This window comes from Klebsiella sp. GB_Kp056, assembly GCF_040064755.1.
In the GTDB taxonomy this organism is placed as follows: Bacteria; Pseudomonadota; Gammaproteobacteria; order Enterobacterales; family Enterobacteriaceae; genus Klebsiella; species Klebsiella quasipneumoniae.
Genome location: NZ_JBEAJA010000053.1, coordinates 269069 through 289088 on the forward strand (window position 1 = coordinate 269069; position 20020 = coordinate 289088).

The window sequence follows — 20020 nt, forward strand, 5'->3', positions numbered from 1 at the left end:
GGATCAGTGTCAGTTCTGAATGATCTCAACCGTATGGTTTTGTCCATCATCCTTCAGCGGTATTCTGTCATCAGGGAGGAGAACACCATCCAGCGTCACGCAATATTCTGCATCGCCGCGTGAAACACTAATCTGATAATGGCTTTCACCATATTGATATGCCATAGAAAAAGACGACCACTCATCCGGTAACCTGGCATGAACACTAAAGTCAGTGCCGGAACGTTTTATCCCCAGTAATTCCTCGGTAAGTAAACGCCAGGCCCAGCCTGCGGAACCGGTATACCAGCTCCACCCTGCACGTCCGGTATGGGGAGCGACGCTGTAGACATCAGCACTCATGACATAAGGCTCAGCTTTATAAATCCCGACAGAGTCCGCATTCAGGGTATGATTTATAGGGTTGAGCATTGACCAGAGTTGCCAGGCTCGTTCGGCATTCCCCATTCGGACAAAGGCCATTACTGCCCAGATGGCGCCATGCGTATACTGCCCTCCATTTTCCCGCACACCGGGCAGGTACCCCTGTATGTAGCCCGGATTTGGGCCGTGTCCGTCGAAAGGAGGCGTTAACAGTTTGATCAGCCCTCCTTCGTTATCCACAAGGTGCTTATCCAGCGCCTGCATGGCCTTTGCGCACCGTCCCGGGCTCGCGGCGCCGGACAATACAGACCAGCTCTGCGCAATCGCATCAATCCGGCAGTCCTGTGAGGTTTTCGATCCCAGGGCAGTACCATCGTCAAAATACCCGCGCCGGTACCATTCCCCATCCCAGGCGTGGGCTTCGAGATTACTTTGCAGGCGCAGAGCCTGTGAACGGCACATCGCGGCGACGCTTTCATCCAGCCTGCGCTCCGCCAGCGCTGCAAACCGCTGCAAAATGTCGTACAGGAAGAAGCCCAGCCAGACGCTTTCACCTTTGCCTTCGATACCCACCCGGTTCATCCCGTCATTCCAGTCACCAGCCCCCATCAGCGGCAGGCCATGCTCCCCGAAGCGAAGTCCATAGTGAATAGCTTTGACGCAGTGTAACCAGAGTGTCTCTTCGGTGCCGCTGATGACCGGCGTGTCATAGACAGACTCTTCACCAGGCTGAAGCGAGCGTCCCTCCAGATAAGGAATGCGTATTTCCAGTGCATCCATATCCCCCGTCGTTTCAACATAGTGGCAAACAGCAAGCGGCAGCCAAAGATAGTCATCGGAACAGCGGGTACGCACACCGTTGCCGTGTGGCGGGTGCCACCAGTGTTGCACATCCCCCTCGATAAACTGCCGTGATGCACAGAGTATTATCTGTTCACGCATCCGGTCCGGAGCAGCATGGCTCAGAGCCAGCGTATCCTGCAGCTGATCGCGAAAACCAAATGCACCGCCAGACTGATAGTAGCCACTCCGGGCCATAAGACGGCAGGCGACCGTCTGATACAACAGCCAGCCATTAACCAGTAAATTTACGGACGTGTCGGGGGTGTTAACTACGATTTTATCGAGCACATTGTGCCAGTGATTATGAATCCGGTTCAGCTCCTGGCGGACCGTATCCTCGTTCATGTAGCGGGCCAGCGTCTCCTGAGCACAAACATCATTCTCCTCTGTGCCGAGGATAAAAATAAACGTCCTCTGGTCCCCGTCAATTAATGTAACCGCCGATTGCACCGCTCCGCAGGGATCCAGACCGGCCCCCGTCTTACCAGAAAGCTTTTGCAGTTTCATGGCCGAAGGGGCGTGAAGGGAACCATTACGACCAATAAACTCCCGGCGGTCCCCTGTCAGAGAACAGTCATTACCGCTGACGGCAAAAAATGCAGTTCGGCCGCCACCATTATCACCATAAAAGTTATTCGCAAGCACCCCGCAGCCGCCGGGCGTTCTGGCCACATGTGTCACAATGTGAGGGGCTGAGCGCGTTCGTGTTTCTCCGAGCGTCCACTCTACATAGCCTGTGACGGAAAGTTGACGTGTCCGTCCCGAAGAGTTACTGAGTGTCAGGAGCACCAGTTTAACCGGATCCGCTTCGGCAACCAGGACCGTCAACTCGCTGTCTATACCACTCTCACGATGGGCAAAAACGCTGTAGCCAAAACCATGGCGGGTCAGGTAATCACCGTGTCCGCGAACTGGTAAAGCCGTCGGCGACCAGCACTCCCCGCTCTCTTCATCGCGCAGGTAAAATGCCTCACCGCTGCGATCGCTCACCGGATCGTTCTCCCACGGTGTCAACCGGTATTCATGGGCATTCTCATACCAGGTATAGGCCTGCCCTGCCTCTGAGATCACGCTGCCAAAACGGGAATTTGCCAGTATGTTCGACCAGGGAGCCGGTGTAAGCGCATTTTCCCGAAGGACGATCTGATACTCCCGCCCATCCTGAGAAAATCCACCGTACCCATTGAAATGGCATAACTGACTGGTATCAGGGCTCCAGTCCGTATGTTGATTACGCTCGCGCACAGCACGCGGAATGAATGCCCTTGCCGGCGATTTCAGGGTATGAATACGCTGGTTAAGCTGCTCAATAATACCCCCTGCGCGGTCATCAAGATAAAGACAGGCCACGCTCATCAAAAGCAACTTATCCTCAGCAGAGAGATGCTCACCGTTGCGGACAAAAAGCCCGCCCTTTTTATCCAGCAGACTGGCTTCAGACCCGGCATAAATTAACTCCATAATCTGATTTTGTAATCCCTGCTGGTAGCCGCCGGGGCTGTTATTCAGGATAACCAAATCAACATTCAGCCCTTTCTGTCTCCAGTAACGGTGTGCCTGAATCAGTGTGGTCACTGAGGTGATACTTTCCTCGCTGGTTATACTCAGCAGCACTATCGGCAGATCCCCTGAAATTGCCCAGCCCCACAGTCCGGACTGGCCACGCCGGTTGCGGCCGATCGCCTGTCCTTCGGCGCGCAGCTCCTGGACAGGGTAAAGCACAGCGCTGGCGAGACAATTGAACAACGTGGCATCATCTTCACTGGCGTTCATCTGGCGCAATACCACCAGACTGTGAGACCAGGCCAGTTCAAAGACGCGATCGGCGATAGGGTAATCGCGATATTTCTCCAGCAACGCCAGGCTCTGCTGACGGGTCTCGCTGATGCCATAAATGATATCAATCGTAACCGGCTGCCCCGGCTGCAGAATGATGGCGTTGCGAATTGCCAGTATCGGATCCAGCACCGAGCCCGACGTGTTGCTTAGCATCCCTCCCGTCTCTATTGCCTGGGCATTCGCAGGGTTTCTGCCACGTCCAATAAATCTTGCCCTGTCCGTTTCAAACGACACGTTATGTCGGTTATCGCCATGCACCACCATCATGTGAAACAGGCAAGGGCCCGGTTCATCCGGTGAGCGCGGACGCCGGTGGCAAAGAATAGCGTCACGCTCAGGAGCCAGCTCAGTCTGAATAAACAAATTGCTGAATGCCGGGTGTGCCAGATCGCTGGCATCAGGTGCCAGTACCACTTCAGCATAGGTTGTCAGCTCCAGAGAGCGAGGCTTGCGACCACGATGAATCAGTGTGAGCCGTCGCAATTCAACATCATCCTCCGGAGAGATCACCACCTGAGTTTTGACGCTGAGTCCCCCGAAGCTGCGTCTGAATTCTGCCCCCGCATCGGTGAACAACACTTCCTCGTCTTGTCCGCTGGTGTAGCCTGTCGGTTGCCAGGTATTGCTCCACACATCTCCCGTCTGGGTATCGCGGATGTAGCAGAATGCTCCCCAGTTATCACGGGTGGTATCACTGCGCCAGCGCGTTAGTGCAATATCATTCCAGCGACTATAACCACCGCCCCCCGCGGTCAACATCAGATGATAATGGCCGTTGGACAGCAGTTGAATATCCGGGGCGGGAGTATCCACGCTATAGAAAATACGGGGTTCATAGCGGACGGGTTTGACCCTGCCCTCATGAGATTCAAAATGACGGCGCGGACTGTACAGATCGACCGCATCCGGCACGCGCTCCTGTAACAGCAGACTCGCTGACCGGAATACCGTGCTGGACATAAAGCGTTCAGTCATGGGGGCGTCAAGCAGCACATGAGCCAGCGCCTGAAATGCCATACCCTGGTGATGCGCCATCCAGGACTGTACCACCGCATAGAGCTGACCGGTTGCAAGACGTGAGGGGGTATAGTCCAGCGCTTCATAAAAACCGTATTCTCCGCGTGCACCATTTTTTTGCAGCCTGAACAGGTTCTCACAGGCTCTCTGTGGGGAAACCATCAGCGCCAGCAGCGTGGCGTAAGGAGCAACAACCATGTCATCGGCAAGTCCCCTGCGCAGACCGAGCCCCGGTACGCCAAATGCCTGATACTGATAATTATGCTGAACATCAAAAGCATGATAGCCAGACTCTGAAACACCCCATGGTACCCCGCGTTCTTTCCCCCAGTGAATCTGGCGCATAACCGCCGACTGACTCATTTCATCGAGCAGGCTGCCGGGCCAGGTGGGCATCACCAGATTCGGCATCAGATATTCAAACATGGATCCGCTCCATGACATCAGGGCAGTTTCATTATCAATCGTGGTAAACAATCGACCCAGCGCGTACCAGCTTTTAAGAGGCAGCTGATTAGTCGCAATGGCAAGAAAACTGGTCAGGCGGATTTCAGACGGCAGGAGATCGTAGTGGCTCTTGTCAGGCATATTGGTGTCACAGTTATAACCGACGCTGAGCAGACTGGTTGCTTCACTGTACAGAAAGGCGAAATCCATCCGGGCATGCTCATCCAGCCGCTGTTCCAGCTCGGTGATAATATTGAGTCGCATTCGGGCCTGCTCCGCCACTGACGCCGGAGGCGTTCCTGTACCGGTTAATGTCGGACGGGCAAGCTCGCTCAGCGTCGGCAGCTTCTGTTCATTCCAGGATGCAGGCAACCAGCCAAGCAACAGAGACCACTCATGGCAAAGCTGAACCAGTTGATGCTCCAGATGTCCAGCCCAGCGCATCTGAAGAGGAGATCCCTGATGACATGCGCTGGTCAGATGGTTGCACTGGGTGCGCATGCTTTTCAGTTCGCTGAAAAGCGCCTGCGGAGAGAGCGACACCGCGTTCAGGCAATGCTTGCGCAGCAGTCTCAGGCTGTCAGGTGGGTTCTTACCCCACTGTTTTTCCAGAATATCCAGCGTATCGTTCAGTCCTGCCAGTATCTGTTGGTTGCTTAAAACAGGCTGATGACGCATGGCGGACAGGCCTGCACGCAGGGTCAATAAATGCCCGGCCATATTGCCGCTGTCGACGCTGGAGATATAGCGTGGACTTAGGGGGACCAGCGTACGGGTGTCATACCAGTTGTAGAGATGGCCCCGGTAGTGCTCCATTTTATCCAGCGTGTCGAGCGTGAGCGACACGCGCCGGAGCACCTCTCCGCCAGGCAGGTAGCCAAAGTCCCATGCCGTCAGGTTAGCCATAAGTGAAAGACCAATATTGGTAGGAGAAGTTCGGTGTGCCACCGTCGGTTGTGGTATTTCCTGATAATTATCAGGCGGAAGCCAGTTCTCTTTTGCTGTGGCAAATGTTTCAAAAAAAGCCCAGATTTCACGGCTTGTCTGGCGTAACAGCTGTTTTTGTTCCTGATTAGGCGAAAAAACCTTACGCACGGGCTGGCGACTCAGCCAGCTCATCAGCAGCGGTGCCACACACCATACCAAACCGATCGGTAACGCAATCCCCAGCAGCTGTGGGGCAAATTGTCCGGTCAGTATTGTCAGCGCCACGCCACCGGCAACGTTCAGCCACATCGCCTGATAAAAACGTGCAACAGTGGGTCTGGCCTGACTGCTGTCCTGGCTGTGGCTGACCCACTGGCTGAGGTGACGCCTGCTTATCCCCAGTCGCCATAGCGTCACGGCGATCGCTTTCAGCGAATATCCGGCTTCGTGCGGCAGTATCGCAAAATTAAGGCTGATACCTGACAGACGCTTTAGTGCGCCCGCCCCCACCAGTAACAGATGCGGCTTCACGCGGCGACGCAGAGGTTTATGCAGAAGGTCGTGGCTAATGCAGAGGATGGCTGGCAACAGCCATATCAGCAACAGTATGCCCAGCCAGTAAACCGGATTGGGTACCCAAAGCAGAGTGAAGAACAGCAATACCAGTAAGGAGGGGGCGACCAGACTGCGACGTAGATTATCGAGTAATTTCCAGTAAGAAAGCGCGGTCAGCGGATTCCTGACCCGGGTTCCATCGGCTTTTCTGACGCGTGGTTTTAGCCAGTTAAGCAGTTGCCAGTCACCCCGGATCCAGCGTGAACGTCGTGCAACATCCGACAGATAATTATTAGGGTACTGTTCGTACAGTAACACCTCGCTCAGCAGACCCGAACGTGCATAGCATCCTTCAAGCAGATCGTGGCTGAGTACCAGATTTTCCGGGCAGATGTTGGTAGTGGCCTGCATAAAAATATCAACATCGTAAATCCCTTTGCCCACAAACGAGCCTTCCCCAAAGAGATCCTGATAAATATCCGAAGACATCATCGAATAAGGGTTATTGCCCGGTACGCTGCTGCGCAGGGCTGCGTAACGCCCCTGACCGTTGCGTGGTATCTCCTCCGCAAGACCGGGCTGTAAAATACCGAATCCTTTGACAACCCTCTGGCGTACCGGATCATACTCAGGCGTATTCAGCGGATGCGCCATCGTCGCGACGAGTTTGTGTGCCGTATCGCGCGGGAGCACCGTATCGCAGTCCAGGGTAATGACGTATTTTATGTGACCCGGTAAAAGGTGGGCAGGTATCTCTGCAACGCTGACGAATTGCGTTCCGGGATGGCGCAACCAGCTGTTCAGTAACGCCAGTTTTCCCCGCTTGCGTTCATAGCCCATCCACGCTCCTTCCGAGGGGTTCCATTCAGGCTGGCGATGTAACAGATAAAAACGTGGTCGGCCGGAGGGGTAGCGGCGATTAAGCGCCTGCGTATCGGCGATAGCCTGTCTGAGCAGCGCGTGACTTTCCGGTGAGGGTTCATTTTCAGAATCAGCAAAATCGGTGAGCAGCGCGAACCTGAGATTTTCGTTTTCATTCCCCAACCAGCAGACTTCAAGACTGGTGAGGAGCTGGCTGAAACTTTCGTGGCTGGTCAACATGCAGGGAATGACTAACATGGTGGCACTGTCAGCGGGAATACCGGCTGAAAAATCCATCCCCGGCAAGGGGCGAGGAACGCGAAAACGGGTGGTTGCGTCACTGAGTAAATCACTCATTAACTGAGTTAAAGCGATAACCAGAGGTAATATCACCGCGATTAACAACCAACCTGCGCCCTGCATGGCAGTTTCGTGCAATATTGCCGCGGTCGCTGCGGTTGTCAACAACGCCAGGCTGCCAAGCCATGACAGCAGGGTTATTCTGTTGAAACTGTGCCGCAAGCGTATGAGTCTTGAGGTGTCTGCCAGAAGATGTATATCCAGTGCCTGTCGACCTTCGCCGGCGAGATAATAACCAATATGATGTTCCGGTGTATTGGGGGCTTTTTCCTCTGAAAGCGCCAGCACCCTGTCAGCAACCTCAGGCTCGCTGAGCCCACTGTCTCTGGCCAGGACCTCAACTACGTGCCGGTAATAATCCCGGGTATTGAAGTGCATCCGGGGATAGATACCGGCAGGATCATTGCTTAATGCCTGTTCGACGACGCTTATCGTTTCGGCGAAATCAGCCCAGTCCGTTTCACCCAGTAATCGCAGACCTGCGATGCTGTTACTGACAGACAGCTGGCTGGCGGCAAGCTGTTGATTGAAGTTATTTATGAGAATGTCAGTGGTGACTCCCTGTTCCCGAAGGCACTGATCAACCCAGGTAAGAGGTAACGACAGCGCGTTGCCGTGCCCCTGCAGACGCCGCACCAGTTCTGCGACAAACGCGCTGGATAACGGAGGACGGGAGCGCGCCAAATCGGCAACCACCATAATTAAATCACCAGGCGCACTCTCTGCACATTCGAAAATCCTGGTTATCCACGTATCTGCCAGGTTTCTGTCCTGTTGCGCTTTTATCACTTCCATACTGATACGACGAAGATTTTCAATCAGCGCCAGGCGCAGCATTCCCGGTAATGCCCAGATTTCACCTAGTGTCAGCGGCGTCACCTGTTGATAGGCAGCGAGATAGCTGGTCAGACTGGTGGCATCCCAGCGGCCATCACCGTGAGCAATGGCCTCTGATGCGATATGATAAATTCTTGGGCAATTCAGCGGCGACATCAGCGACGGGAGACCTTTACCAAAACTTTTCGGCAAGTGCTGGCGGACGGTACGGATTTGTTCCTCAATCAGATAATAATTGTCCAGCAACCACTCCCCGGCGGGCATGATACTGGTCTTTTTACCTGCATTAAGCTCATAGCAGTTTTGGGTGATAACGGCCTCATTGTCGCCAAGCCGTTTCAGAAGATAATAGGGATGTTTATCCGGTGATACTTTATGGGTCCGCGCCAGCTTCTGACCATAGCGTTCCATCTGGGCAGTCGAAAAGAGCTCTGACCGCGGAGTGCTTTCGCTTGCAGGATCGTTCGCCGAAAACGTTACGTTTTCGGCAGCATTCACCGGAATACGGGAGCGGTTAAACCACGCTCTGGGGTTCATTTTCATAGCATTGCTCTGATGCGACATTAGCGCGCAGGAGCAGTTGCGAAATCAGTTCAGAAACGTTCTCTCAGGATGGGCGTAAGGCATCAGGGATTTAACAGCTGCTGGGATTTAACTTAAGTATAGACGATGGTTCTGTCCACGGTGGATCAGTTGATACTAGCGCCGTGAGATAAACAGGGCTTTACACCGAGGGCAAAGCATGGCCTGATTGCGCCGGATTTTTGCCATCGGTTGAACTGATTTGAAACCACAAACAGTGCAGACAACAGTGGCAGTAGATGCACCGCTGAAGAATTTCATTGCGTAATTGATAATAGACATAACCATTAACCTTTCAATGAATGAACTTCACCGTATCACATATGGTTAAGTTTTAATCTGTTTATTTTGAGACCCTGAAATTCAGGAGAGGTAAATGTTCGCAGCCACAGGCCCTCTGGGACCATTGATCCGACAGAATTCTATGCGGCTTCCTGGGATGAGTAATTCTGATTCGCGGGAGTTAACGGCTGAAATGTGAAGCAGAACGTCTTTTCGTCCATCAGATGGGATGATGAGGCCTTTACCACTGAGAATGTCAAAGCTTTTGACAATGCCTGTCATTTTATGGGACAAATCAATTCCTTATTGAAAACACATAAAGACTATACATTCAAAATAGTATATTGCCACATTTAATTTTCCTGCAGGACTTCTGGATGGCTAAAAAAATAATTTGCTTATATCGATTCCCTGTGCCTTAATGAATCCTGTTAGTTCAATGTACAAACGAACGTTAAACATTTTCTGGTCAGTCCTCATTACTAGGCGCTATCGCTGATATCCCCTCTTTTTGAGTCATACCTTTAATACTATACGTTTACTATTAATACTATCATGTATAACGGGAGTCAGTATGTCTACAAGAATTAAAGGTTTGGTAAAATGGTTTAACGAAGATAAAGGTTTTGGTTTCATTTCACCTCTTGACGGAAGCAAGGATGTCTTCGTCCATTTCTCCGCGCTCCATGGTGAGAATTTCAATACCTTATTTGAAGGGCAGAAAGTTGAGTTCGCCATGCAGAGTGGTGAAAAAGGGCCTGCTGCTACAAACGTAATACTTTGCGATAAATGAAGATTTGTGGGCCTGCGACAACGATGAAGGATTATTCCTGAGTAGACAGGTCCATACATTAAATCAGAGAAAGTCGGTTATTTTTAATATCAGGTCAACATGTTTTTCGCAATTATGAGTGTGCTGACCGATGTGATGAAGTGCAGGGCTGCTGCATGAAAGCATGAAAGCATGAAAGCATGAAAGCATGAAAGCATGAAAGCATGAAAGCAGAAGCTAACTGATTGTTAAATAATAAAATATGTAAGAGTCGAGGCTGCCTTCGAAATCATCACGTCCCTGATTGTATTTTAATGGCATCGTCATTTAACATCACTGATAGAAGAGAGTGACGGGAAAGACTAACAGAATTATGGTGGCATATGATAAAAGTACTCGTTTTCTTTAATACCGAATCCTGTAAAGTCATGACCGTTCCGGAGGGGACATCCTCAATCAGACAGGAATACCCAAACGGTGAAGAAACACATCTACAGATTATGTCTGCAGGCTTTCCTTCATTAACCGGTGATCATGATGTTATTTACGTAGCCTCTGACAGACAGTTAATGTCACAGGAAATTCTCGATGCGTCCCGGAAATATTTATAGCATTTTCGTTATGTTCTCTGCTTCAAATTTAATTGCGTATTTACCCTATTTATCAGAAGCGAACAAAAAATGAGTTAAAATCTTTGTGGCTTGCTAATAGCAGGCCTTTTTTACATGTTCATTTTTAATAATCGTTCTCATATAAGGAAGTCACTCTTTGTGCACTGACAAAATGCAGATATCTTTCTAACCTGATGACTTTGCTGCTGGAATGTTCATCATGCACGACTGAAGCCGCGAGTCATGGGGGGATACCTAAATATTTACCGGGAGGAACCCGGCATCATATTGATACATCCAGACAATGCAGCAAGGGCTTTTTCACCGGATATTCCATTTTCTGACCCAGTAAGTTATTATAGAAAAATTATTATTTATTTCCGCTTTTGGCATTAGGCGCACGTCTGGCTATGTGCATTTGATTGCCTCAATAAATTATTTCCCTGATTTTTCACATTTTTTTACGGCGCGCGTCACTGCATGCTAGATAAATTTGTCTGTGGGCACGGTGCCATCCGCAGCTAACTCCTCTGACTCTTTCCCTCCAATGTCCTGCCTCATCCATTATCTTGCTGCTTCTGGCGACACTACCAGAGGCTGGTGGTCGTGGATATCTATTAGACCTTTTTCTGTTGCTGCGGTGACGATCAGAAAGCCTTCTGTTTCGTCTCCACGTTCAAATGGTGTGCTTCCGATTGCCGCCATGAATATCGGCTGGCCATCGGCGCGATGGATAAAGTAGAGTGGGTTGCTTCTTGTCACCTTCTTTCTTCCATTCGAAGCCCCCATCAGCAAAGCAGATCGCCCGGCCATGTTGCCATAGCGGCTTAAACATCCTGCCGGTGACCACAGTTTCAACACGCGCGTTAATCAGTGGAGCCTTATCCCACCACCCGGGCGCATAACCCCAGAAGACAGGATCGATATGCAATTGTTCGCCGCGTTCGCTCAGAAGCAAAACTTTGGTACCGGGCGCGACGTTATATCGACTAATCGGCGCCGGGTCATATGCAATGTCACGATCGGCATCATCTGCAAGGTAGGACAGATAATCTTCACGGGTCATTGACTGAGAAAAGCGTCAGCACATATCAACCTCCAGTGGTCAGACTGGAAGTATAGAAGGTGTGGAGGAAACGTAGGAAGGGAACTCCGACAGCCATCTAACTGATGACTGTCGGAGATGACGTCAAAAACAATGTGTACAAAATTGTGTATTAAAATCAGGAAAATCGCACAATTGAAAAAATTTAACTCATTGTTTTTAATTGATAAAATTATTTAGTTTGTAGCTGCTATCGTAGGGCATACCATTCCTTATGTTTCAGTGGGTTAGCCATGGCACCGAGAATATCGGAAATCACGTTGACAATAATCACCAGCGCGCCAATCACCATCACTCCGGCGGAGATCGCCGCGTAGTCCTGCTGACGAATGGCGTTGATAAGCCACCGGCCCAGCCCTGGCCAGCTGAACACCATCTCCGTGATCATCGCCAGGGTGAGCATGGTGGAAAACTGCAGGCCGAGGCGCGGGATCACCGGCGGCAGGGCGTTGTGCAGCACGTGGCGCAGTAAAATTTTGCGTCGCGAGACGCCGCGGGTGGCGGCCGCCTTGACGTAGTTGGTGTCATACACCTCGCTGGTGCTGATGCGCATCAGGCGGATCACTTCGGTAGTGGGGGCTACCGCCAGGGTCAGCACCGGCAGCACCATATGCCGGGCGGCGCTGACGATCATCTCATGGCGCCACGGCGAGTCCGAAAGCCAGGCGTCAATCAGCGCGAAACCGGTGACGTTTTTCACCTCATACAGCAGGTCGAAGCGGCCGGAGACCGGTAGCCAGCCGAGGGTCAGGGAGAAGAAGAGGGTCAGGAGCAGCGCCAGCCAGAAGACCGGGATCGAGAAACCGACCAGCGCGACGGCGCTGATCAGGGTATCGGGCCATTTGTTGCGCATCACGCCGGCGATCATCCCCACCGGAATGCCAATCAGCAGGGCAAAGCCGAAGGCGAGGATGCACAGCTCCATGGTCGCCGGGAACACCTCGCGCAGCTGTTCGGAAATCAGCTGGCCGTTAATGCTGGAGACGCCAAAATCCCAGTGCAGCACCCCTTCAAACCAGAACAGCCATGCATTCCACAGGGTCGCGCCCTGCAGCGGGGCATGGGGAGTGAAGTAGCTCAGGCTGAAGCCGACAAAGGTCAGAAAAAAGAGGGTGACCAGCAACAGCAGCAGACGGCGCAGGGTAAAAATAATCATGGTTTTTTCACCTCTTCGGTTTTCTCCCGCGATACGCCAGCGAACGAAGCGTTACCGAAGGGGCTAAGCACCAGGCCTTTCATATCATAGCGATAGGCCTGCAACCGCAGCGATGAGGCCAGCGGCAGGACCGGCAGTTCACGAGCGAGGATCCGCTGGGCCTCTTTGTAAGCGTCCATCCGCGAGGAGAGCTGCTGCGAGAGCAGCGCTTTTTGCAGCACGTCATCAAATTCCCGGTTACACCAGTGGGCAAAGTTGGTTTGCGAGGCGATCGCCGCGCAGCTCAGCAGCGGCCGGAAGAAGCTGTCCGGATCGTTACTGTCCGTCGCCCAGCCGGAGAGCGTCAGGTCATGGTTCATGTCCATCAGCCGCGCCTCCTGGAAGCGCCCCTCCACCGGCATGATGATCACCTTGACGCCAATCTGCGCCATATCCGCCTGGATCAGCTCTGCTGTTTTCAACGGGCTGGGGTTCCACGCCTGCGAGCTGGTGGGAACCCACAGCTTGAGGGTCAGATTTTCCAGCCCCAGGGCCTTCAGGCGGGCGCGGGCTTCCTGGGGATTGTACTCAGTAATTTTAGCGTCGTTATCGTAGGCCCACGAGGCGCGCGGTAGCATGGATGCCGCCGTCTCTGCGGTGCCGTAGTAGATGGACTGCATCAGGCGCTGGTTGTTAATAGCCAGCGCCAGCGCATGCCGCACCTCAGGGTTGTCCAGCGGCGGCTTGGCGGTGTTGAAGGCCAGCCAGGCAATGTTCATCCCCGGACGCAGCGTCAGGCGCAGGCGCGGGTCGTCACGCAGGATCGTCAACTGGCTGGCGGCCGGCCAGGCCAGCACGTCGCATTCGCCGGTCAGCAGTTTCGACAGGCGGCCGGTTCCACCGGAGCCGAGGTCAACCACCACCTGCGGCATCAACGGCTTGCCGCGCCAGTAGCCAGGGTGGCGCTGCAGGCGAACATACTGCCCGGAGCGGTACTCAGACAGCTGGAACGGGCCGGTGCCCACCGGCTGGCGATCGAGCTGTTCCTGACGATCGTCCTGCGTTAAGCGGGCGGCATATTCGGCGGAGGTAATCGACGCATAGTGGGTGGCCAGATGCCAGAGGAATGATGCATCCGGCCGCTTGAGGCGAAACTCCACGGTCTGATTATCGAGCTTGCGGACGCTCTCCACGCTGTCAGCAAACTGCAGGCTGTCGAAGTAGGGGAAGCTGCTGCCGTTGACGTTGTGCCAGGGGTGATCGCGGTTAAAAATGCGGCCAAAGGTGAAAATCACGTCATCGGCGTTGAAATCCCGCGTCGGGGAGAACCATGCCGTGCGTTGAAACGGGACGTGGCGGCGCAGGTGAAAGCGGTAGGTGGCGCCGTTATCGAGGACTTCCCAGCTCTCCGCCAGCTCGGGGACCAGCCGATAGGTATAAGGGTCGACGTCAAGCAGGCGATCGTAGATCTGCGCGGCCAGCGTATCGACGATCAGGCCGCTGCTCACTTTCTGCGGATTAAAGGTATTAACCTGGCCGCTGACGCAATAGACGAAACCGCTGTCGCGAATATCGGCGCGGTCGGGGAGCGCAGGGGCGGCAAAAGCCTGCCCACACAGCAGGGAAACCGCTGCCAGGAGAGATGACAATTTCAGGCGCATATTTTCTGTTTGATTATAGAGTTGAACTCTATCTTATTAAGATTCATAGACATTCACCACCGCCTTCAACAAGCCTGAGGGATAATGCGGTTACCGGGTGCGTATAGTATTCAGTCAATTGATTAAAATAGTCGCGGAACCGAGTCTGTATAATGAAACATGGTAACTTTTTATCGCCGATATCGCCAGTCAGCTCTGTTTGGCCGCGGTTGACCGGACGGTGGAAGCGACGCTAACGCCGGGGATAAATTCAGTATAGCGGGGAGAAAGCAGAGGGTTCGACGGGCGGGTAACCCTACCCGTCGGATGTCATACAGGGGGGGACGTTTTTGTTTATCGTGACAACGTCACTTTTTGATAATCCATATTCCGTAAATCCTCCAGCAGCCCGGGGCCGACCGGCTGCCACTGCAATCGCTCGCGAGTCCATGCCGAGCTGGCGCGCAGGTCAAGGGCGGTAAAGGGGGCAAACCAGCCGAACCAGGCGTCAGCCTGCTCCTCATCCAGCTGGGTCAGCGGCAGATTTAAGCCCCGGGCGATGACTGCGGCAATCTCCCGTAATGCGATCCCCTCTTCAGCCACCGCATGGTAGCGCTCGCCCGCAGCGCCCTGCAGCAGGGCGCTGACGTACAGGCGCGCGACGTCATCGACATGGGCGGCGGACCAGCGGTGGTTCCCCTCGCCGCGCAGGGCCACCGCGCCGCTGGCGACCGCGCGTTCGATATAGCTGGTCAGCAGCCCCTGGCGCACGGTGTCATGCACCTGCGGCAGGCGAACGACCCGGACGTCCACTCCCGCCTCCAGCAGCTGCTGGCCGGCAAGTTCTGAGGCGGTCCGCGGGCTGGGGTGCGCGGCGTTAAAGCACGACTCGCGGGCCGGGGCGCCGCTCCCGTCGTCGCCCATCAGCGTGCCGGAGGTGATGACCAGCGGCCGCGCGCTGCCCCGCAGCGCCTGGCCCATGGTGAGGATCGCCTGGCGGTCTTTCTCGCAGTTGGCGGCAAAGCGGCTGAAGTCGTGGTCGAAAGCGGTATGGATCACCGCGTCGGCGCTCTCGACGCCCGCCAGCAACGAATCCGGGGCGTCCAGCGTGCCGCGGCGCACCTCGACCCCTGCCGCTTCCAGGGCCTGCGCCGTGGCGTCGCTGCGCGCGAGGCCGATAACCTGATGGCCCGACGCCTGCAGCGCCGGAAGAATACGCGAGCCGATAAATCCGCTCGCGCCGGTAAGAAATATACGCATTATGAACCTCCTGGACGGGTTATCAGGCGTATCCTACCCGCGATGTCATACTATAAAAGTAGAGACATTATCGGGGTATAAATTCTAACAGGCAGACTTACAGGCAGATGATGAACACTTCTGACAATCATGCTTTAGGTGATTTTCTCCGCGCCAGGCGCCAGCGTCTCGACCCGGTAACGTTTGGCTTCCCGGCGGGACGCCGGCGCACGCCGGGCCTGCGCCGTGAAGAGGTCGCCCAGCTCGCCAGCATCAGCCCGACCTGGTATACCTGGCTTGAACAGGGGCGCGGCGGGGCGCCTTCCCGCGAGGTGCTGGAGCGGATCGCCCGCGGTCTTCGGCTGACCACCCCGGAGCGCGAACATCTGTTTATACTCGCCTTCGGCCATCCGCCGCAGACCCGTTTGACGATCACAGATGATATGACGCCGCGGCTGCAGCGGGTGCTCGATGCCTTCGCCATTCCGGCGATTATCCGTACCGCCAGCTGGGACGTGATCGCCTGGAACGCGGCGGCGGCCAGGGTGCTGACCGACTACGGCCAGCTGCCGCTGGCGGAGCGCAACGTGCTGCGCCGCCTGTTTACCCGGCCTGAGGCCCGCTGCACCCTGGAGGACTGGCAGACGGTGGGGCAGCTTATCGTTAATGCCTTTCGCGCCGACGTCACGCGGATGGGCGCCACGACGGAAACTGACCAGCTGATCGCGGAGCTCAGCCAGCAGAGTGTCGAGTTCGCCCGTTTCTGGCAAAGCCACGACGTCGCCGGCCACGGCGAGGGATATAAGCGCATTCACCACCCGCAGATGGGCCCGCTCGATCTGGAGTTCACCTCTTTTGCCGTGGAGGGCCGCCCCGATCTGTCGCTGCTGGTTTTCAACCCGGCGACGACGGAGAGCCAGCGCAAAATTCACGGCCTGCTTCAGGCGTCGGGATCCTCATCGGGGGAGTACTGAGGGGTAAATTCGTACAGGGCCAGGGCGTTGCTCTCCAGCGAGTCGACCCGCAGCCAGTGGCCGTCGAGTCGGGCTTCCTCCACGCTGAGCGCCGGACGGGCCTGATGCATCAGCCACTGATAATCTTCGGCGTCGGGGCCGCTGCGGCTGCGAAAGGCGTCCACCAGCGGGAACAGCGCGCCGTGGTGCTGATCGAAGAGGTGCTGTTTGATGCGCCAGCGGCCCTTGAGCCCCTGCAGCCGCACATTGTACGGCTGGCTGAAGCGTTGAATAAAAGCCGCTTCGCTGGAGAGCCAGGGGTTGTAGACCACCGTATTGCGCAGCAGCAGCTGGTAGTGCCCCTGGTGATGGAGCAGCAGCAGGTTTTTGTCGTGAAACAGGATCTCGCCGCGCAGCCGTCGCCAGAGCCACAGCACCCAGTAAACCGGGCGTGGCAGCCCGTGCAGATAGTGCAGCGCCAGGCTGGAGGTATCCAGCTTGCCGTTGGCGCGGGCTTCGCCCTGGAGGCCGGAGTTTAACCAGAAGCCCGCCAGCCAGACCTGGTCCGCGACCCCCAGCAGATTATCCATCAACAGCGCGCCGCGAAAAAAGCGCCCGTTGGTGTCCCGCGTATCGCCGGTCAGCGTATTCCACGAGAGCAGCCATAGCGGCAGGTTAAGCTGCCGTTGACGCAGGGCGCTGTGGATCTGTCGCAGCTTATGCGCCGGATAATGCTCGCTGGAGGCCAGACTGCTGCTGTCCGCCTGAGCCAGATCCAGCCGTTCGTTGGCATCCGCCTGGCAGGCGAGAAAATCGGCTTCCGCCAGCAGCGGCGAGTGGAACAGCGGATCGTCCCCGGGCGCGCTGGCGGCAAAGCGGTGCCAGATCCCCAGCTGCGGCTGCGGCAGCAGACGGTGAAGAACCTCGCGCTGCTGCCGCCAGGCGGCCTGGCGGGCCGCTTCGCTGGCCTGCGGCGACCAGTGCCAGACAAAGCGCCAGCTGCTGAGCGTCGTCGGTGGAAAATGGTTGGCGGCGAGTTGCAGGAAGCGCTGCAGCAGATCGCTGCGGGTGGTGACCCCGGTATGCAGGATCACCTGCCAGCCCATCGCCGCCAGCCAGCTGAAGATCTGCTGCAGGTTGTACCAGCAGGCGTAGCCAGCCATCTGCGGATCGTCCCAGCCGGTGCCGAACAGGCGGCTGCTGAGAAAGGCATCGTTGATATCAATGGCATACACCGGCAGGGCGAGGTGCAACTGCTCCAGTTCGCGGCGCACGTCCTCCCGCAGCAGATCGTCCAGCTCGCGCACGGTCACCACCATCCGGGTATGGCGCAGCACCGCGGCGCGCGCCGGTCGCTGGTGCAGATTGATCTCCCGGGTTTGCGGCGGATTGATCAACAGCGGCTGACTCTCCCGGTCGCGTTGTTCCGGCTCATTAAGGCGGGCGTAGAGCCGGTCCACGGCCACCGGCTGCCAGCGATCGCCCTGCGGCGGGCGCGGTCGGCCCGGCTCCCGGGGGGAACGCTCGCGATACTGGCGCGGCGTCACCCCATGGTGGCGCTTAAACAGATCGCTCATCATCCGCGTGCTGGCGAATCCCTGCTCGCGGGCAATTTGCTGAACGGGTTTGCGGGTGGTTAACAGCTGATCGGCGGCGTGGCGCAGGCGCAGCGCGGTGAGGTACTGAACAAAACTGACGCCAACCTCCTTGTGAAACAGGCGTGACAGCCAGGCCTCGGAGACAAACTCGGCGGCCGCCACCTCCTGTAAAGAGAGACGGCGCTGATAGTTGGCGTCGATCCGCGCCACTACGCTGGCTATCCTCCGGCTCCATTTTTCAGCATCGCGCCGTGGCGTGAAGGCAATGGGCTGGCTGAAGCGCGTGGCCAGCAGCAGCGCTATCTCACTCAGCCAACGGTTGGTCTCCAGCCGGTAATGGCCGGGATGATTGACCAGGCCGCTCACCAGCAGCTGGCGCATCAGGCGGCGCAGGCCGTCATCGGCATCGCGGGTGCGCGGCGATATCTGGTAGTCGACGGCAAAAAAGGCGTTGTCGAGGCGGGCCAACCAGCTGGCGGAGAGGGTGAGGATCATCACCGCGTTGCCCCCGGCGCTGCGCAGGCTCCAGCGACGGTTGCGGTTAACGATCGCCAGCGCGTCGACGGCAAGCTGCTGCGGCGCACCTTCCGCCTCCGCCAGATTTACGCTCCCCTCCAGCACCCACAGCAGCGTCAGCAGATCGCTCTCCGGCTGGCTTAGCTGACGCACATCGCGCACGGTGACGCTAAAGTCGCCTGAATGCTGCTCCACATGGTTCTCCTCTGTAGACAAAAAGCAACCGGTTGTTTTTTGTCATAACCGATATGTATGAAAAACACTCATTCATTTCTCGTCAATATAAAACAAAAAAGCGCGCCTGAAAGCTGTTTCACCCGCATAAACTCGAAAGTGTCGTGCAAACACAACACAGGAATAACAAAAATGACACATCCGTTGCTTGAAGCCTTGCAGGTCAACGAGGCGCAATTTATTGCCTTACGTCGCCAGTTCCACCAGCAGCCGGAGATCGGCTTTGAAGAGCATCAGACCAGCAGCGAGGTCGCCCGACTGCTTGGCGAATGGGGATACGAGGTTCATCGCGGCCTGGCGGGCACCGGGGTGGTGGGTACGCTGCGCGTCGGCCAAGGAAAAAAACGCCTCGGCCTGCGGGCGGATATGGATGCCCTGCCGATGCAGGAGCGGAGCGGGAAGCCGTGGGCAAGCCAGGTTGACGGGCGCTTTCACGGCTGCGGCCATGACGGGCACACCACCACGCTGCTCTACGCGGCTGAATATCTGGCGCGCACCCGCCAGTTTAACGGGACGCTGCAGCTGATTTTCCAGCCCGCGGAAGAGTTGCTGTACGGCGGGCGGGTGATGGTCGAGGACGGTCTGTTTGACCAGTTCCCCTGCGACGCCATCTTCGGCCTGCACAATATGCCGGGTCAGCCGCTGGGTAAAATCGGTCTGCGCGACGGGGCGATGATGGCCTCCTCCGATACGCTGCATATTGAAGTGAAGGGCGTTGGAGGCCACGGCGCGGTACCGGAGCATACGGTGGATGCCACGCTGGTGGCCTGCCATATTACCCTCGCGCTGCAGTCCATCGTCTCGCGCAATATCACCCCGTTTGAGCCAGCGGTCGTGACCGTCGGCAGCATCCAGGCCGGACATGCGCCCAATATCATTAACGATCACGTGTTGATGAAGCTCACGGTGCGCACCCTCAATGAGCAGGTACGCGAGACCGTGCTGCAGCGGATCCATGATATTGCCGTGGCTCAGGCGGAGAGCTTTAACGCCACGGCTACGCTGACCCACGTCAACGGCAGCCCGGTATTACGTAACGATCCGGCGGCCAACGCCATGGTGCGGGAGGTGGCCACAGCGCTGTTTGGCGCAGAGCAGGTGGGCGAGGTGAAGCCGTTTATGGGCAGTGAAGATTTCGCCTTCATGCTGGAGCAGCACCCCCACGGCAGTTATTTCACTATCGGCGCTGGCGACGAGCCGGATCGCTGCATGGTGCATAACCCGGGCTATGACTTCAACGACGCGCTGTTGCTTAGCGGCGCGGCGCTGTGGTGCGGCCTGACGGAACACTATCTGCGTTAATC

Annotated in this window: 11 protein-coding genes and 1 pseudogene; 4 read left to right on the forward strand and 8 right to left on the reverse strand. The window is 56.0% G+C overall.

Annotation, left to right across the window (positions count from 1 at the left end):
* Positions 1–9: 9 nt before the first annotated feature.
* From ABLV52_RS15030 to cspF, 3 genes are all read right to left on the reverse strand, one after another.
* Positions 10–8592, reverse strand: coding sequence for a glucoamylase family protein (locus ABLV52_RS15030; protein WP_117074808.1), 8583 nt, complete (start codon positions 8590–8592; stop codon positions 10–12).
* A 156-nt stretch (positions 8593–8748) separates the two neighbouring features.
* Positions 8749–8919, reverse strand: coding sequence for a YnfU family zinc-binding protein (locus tag ABLV52_RS15035; protein WP_306305617.1), 171 nt, complete (start codon positions 8917–8919; stop codon positions 8749–8751).
* A gap of 75 nt (positions 8920–8994) precedes the next feature.
* Positions 8995–9207 (reverse strand): cold shock-like protein CspF, encoded by a 213-nt coding sequence (cspF, locus tag ABLV52_RS15040; RefSeq protein WP_071787615.1) that lies wholly within the window; start codon positions 9205–9207, stop codon positions 8995–8997.
* A 280-nt stretch (positions 9208–9487) separates the two neighbouring features.
* Here cspF and ABLV52_RS15045 point away from each other — a divergent pair, with 280 nt between their 5' ends.
* Together ABLV52_RS15045 and ABLV52_RS15050 are read left to right on the forward strand one after the other, a co-directional pair.
* On the forward strand, positions 9488–9706 hold the full coding sequence (locus ABLV52_RS15045; protein WP_023279058.1) for a cold shock domain-containing protein: 219 nt from the start codon (positions 9488–9490) through the stop codon (positions 9704–9706).
* Positions 9707–10068: 362 nt separating this feature from the next.
* Entirely contained in the window at positions 10069–10296 is a 228-nt protein-coding gene (locus tag ABLV52_RS15050; protein WP_071787616.1) for a hypothetical protein, read from the forward strand.
* Between the two features lie 486 nt (positions 10297–10782).
* Here the strand turns inward: ABLV52_RS15050 and ABLV52_RS15055 are convergent.
* The 4 genes and pseudogenes from ABLV52_RS15055 to ABLV52_RS15070 all read right to left on the reverse strand — a co-directional run.
* A pseudogene (locus ABLV52_RS15055) lies at positions 10783–11362 on the reverse strand (SOS response-associated peptidase family protein); the annotation flags it as partial.
* Positions 11363–11591: 229 nt separating this feature from the next.
* Complete coding sequence (gene sapB, locus ABLV52_RS15060) at positions 11592–12557, reverse strand: putrescine export ABC transporter permease SapB (protein WP_017900865.1); 966 nt, start codon at positions 12555–12557, stop codon at positions 11592–11594.
* A complete protein-coding gene (gene sapA, locus ABLV52_RS15065; RefSeq protein WP_032455881.1) occupies positions 12554–14197 on the reverse strand; it encodes an ABC transporter substrate-binding protein SapA in 1644 nt (547 codons plus the stop codon). Before sapA ends, sapB begins: the two co-directional genes overlap by 4 nt.
* Positions 14198–14530: 333 nt before the next feature.
* Positions 14531–15439, reverse strand: coding sequence for an SDR family oxidoreductase (locus ABLV52_RS15070; protein WP_162923962.1), 909 nt, complete (start codon positions 15437–15439; stop codon positions 14531–14533).
* A 107-nt stretch (positions 15440–15546) separates the two neighbouring features.
* Here ABLV52_RS15070 and ABLV52_RS15075 point away from each other — a divergent pair, with 107 nt between their 5' ends.
* Positions 15547–16389, forward strand: a complete 843-nt coding sequence (locus ABLV52_RS15075) for a helix-turn-helix transcriptional regulator (protein ID WP_060591009.1) — start codon at positions 15547–15549, stop codon at positions 16387–16389.
* On the opposite strand, the gene ABLV52_RS15080 is transcribed toward ABLV52_RS15075, so the two are convergent.
* Entirely contained in the window at positions 16356–18677 is a 2322-nt protein-coding gene (locus ABLV52_RS15080) for a helix-turn-helix domain-containing protein (RefSeq protein WP_348890551.1), read from the reverse strand. The two genes, ABLV52_RS15075 and ABLV52_RS15080, sit on opposite strands and share 34 nt — an antisense overlap.
* A gap of 171 nt (positions 18678–18848) precedes the next feature.
* Between ABLV52_RS15080 and ABLV52_RS15085 the strand changes: the two genes are divergently transcribed.
* Positions 18849–20018 (forward strand): M20 aminoacylase family protein, encoded by a 1170-nt coding sequence (locus tag ABLV52_RS15085; RefSeq protein WP_117145773.1) that lies wholly within the window; start codon positions 18849–18851, stop codon positions 20016–20018.
* Positions 20019–20020: the final 2 nt, after the last annotated feature.

Coding starts and splice junctions, on each gene's coding strand:
- ABLV52_RS15075 (WP_060591009.1), top strand. CDS start 15,547: ATGAACACTTCTGACAATCATGCTTTAGGTGATTTTCTCCGCGCCAGG.
- ABLV52_RS15035 (WP_306305617.1), bottom strand. CDS start 8,919: ATGGTTATGTCTATTATCAATTACGCAATGAAATTCTTCAGCGGTGCA.
- sapB (WP_017900865.1), bottom strand. CDS start 12,557: ATGATTATTTTTACCCTGCGCCGTCTGCTGCTGTTGCTGGTCACCCTC.
- ABLV52_RS15045 (WP_023279058.1), top strand. CDS start 9,488: ATGTCTACAAGAATTAAAGGTTTGGTAAAATGGTTTAACGAAGATAAA.
- sapA (WP_032455881.1), bottom strand. CDS start 14,197: ATGCGCCTGAAATTGTCATCTCTCCTGGCAGCGGTTTCCCTGCTGTGT.
- ABLV52_RS15085 (WP_117145773.1), top strand. CDS start 18,849: ATGACACATCCGTTGCTTGAAGCCTTGCAGGTCAACGAGGCGCAATTT.
- ABLV52_RS15030 (WP_117074808.1), bottom strand. CDS start 8,592: ATGAAAATGAACCCCAGAGCGTGGTTTAACCGCTCCCGTATTCCGGTG.
- ABLV52_RS15050 (WP_071787616.1), top strand. CDS start 10,069: ATGATAAAAGTACTCGTTTTCTTTAATACCGAATCCTGTAAAGTCATG.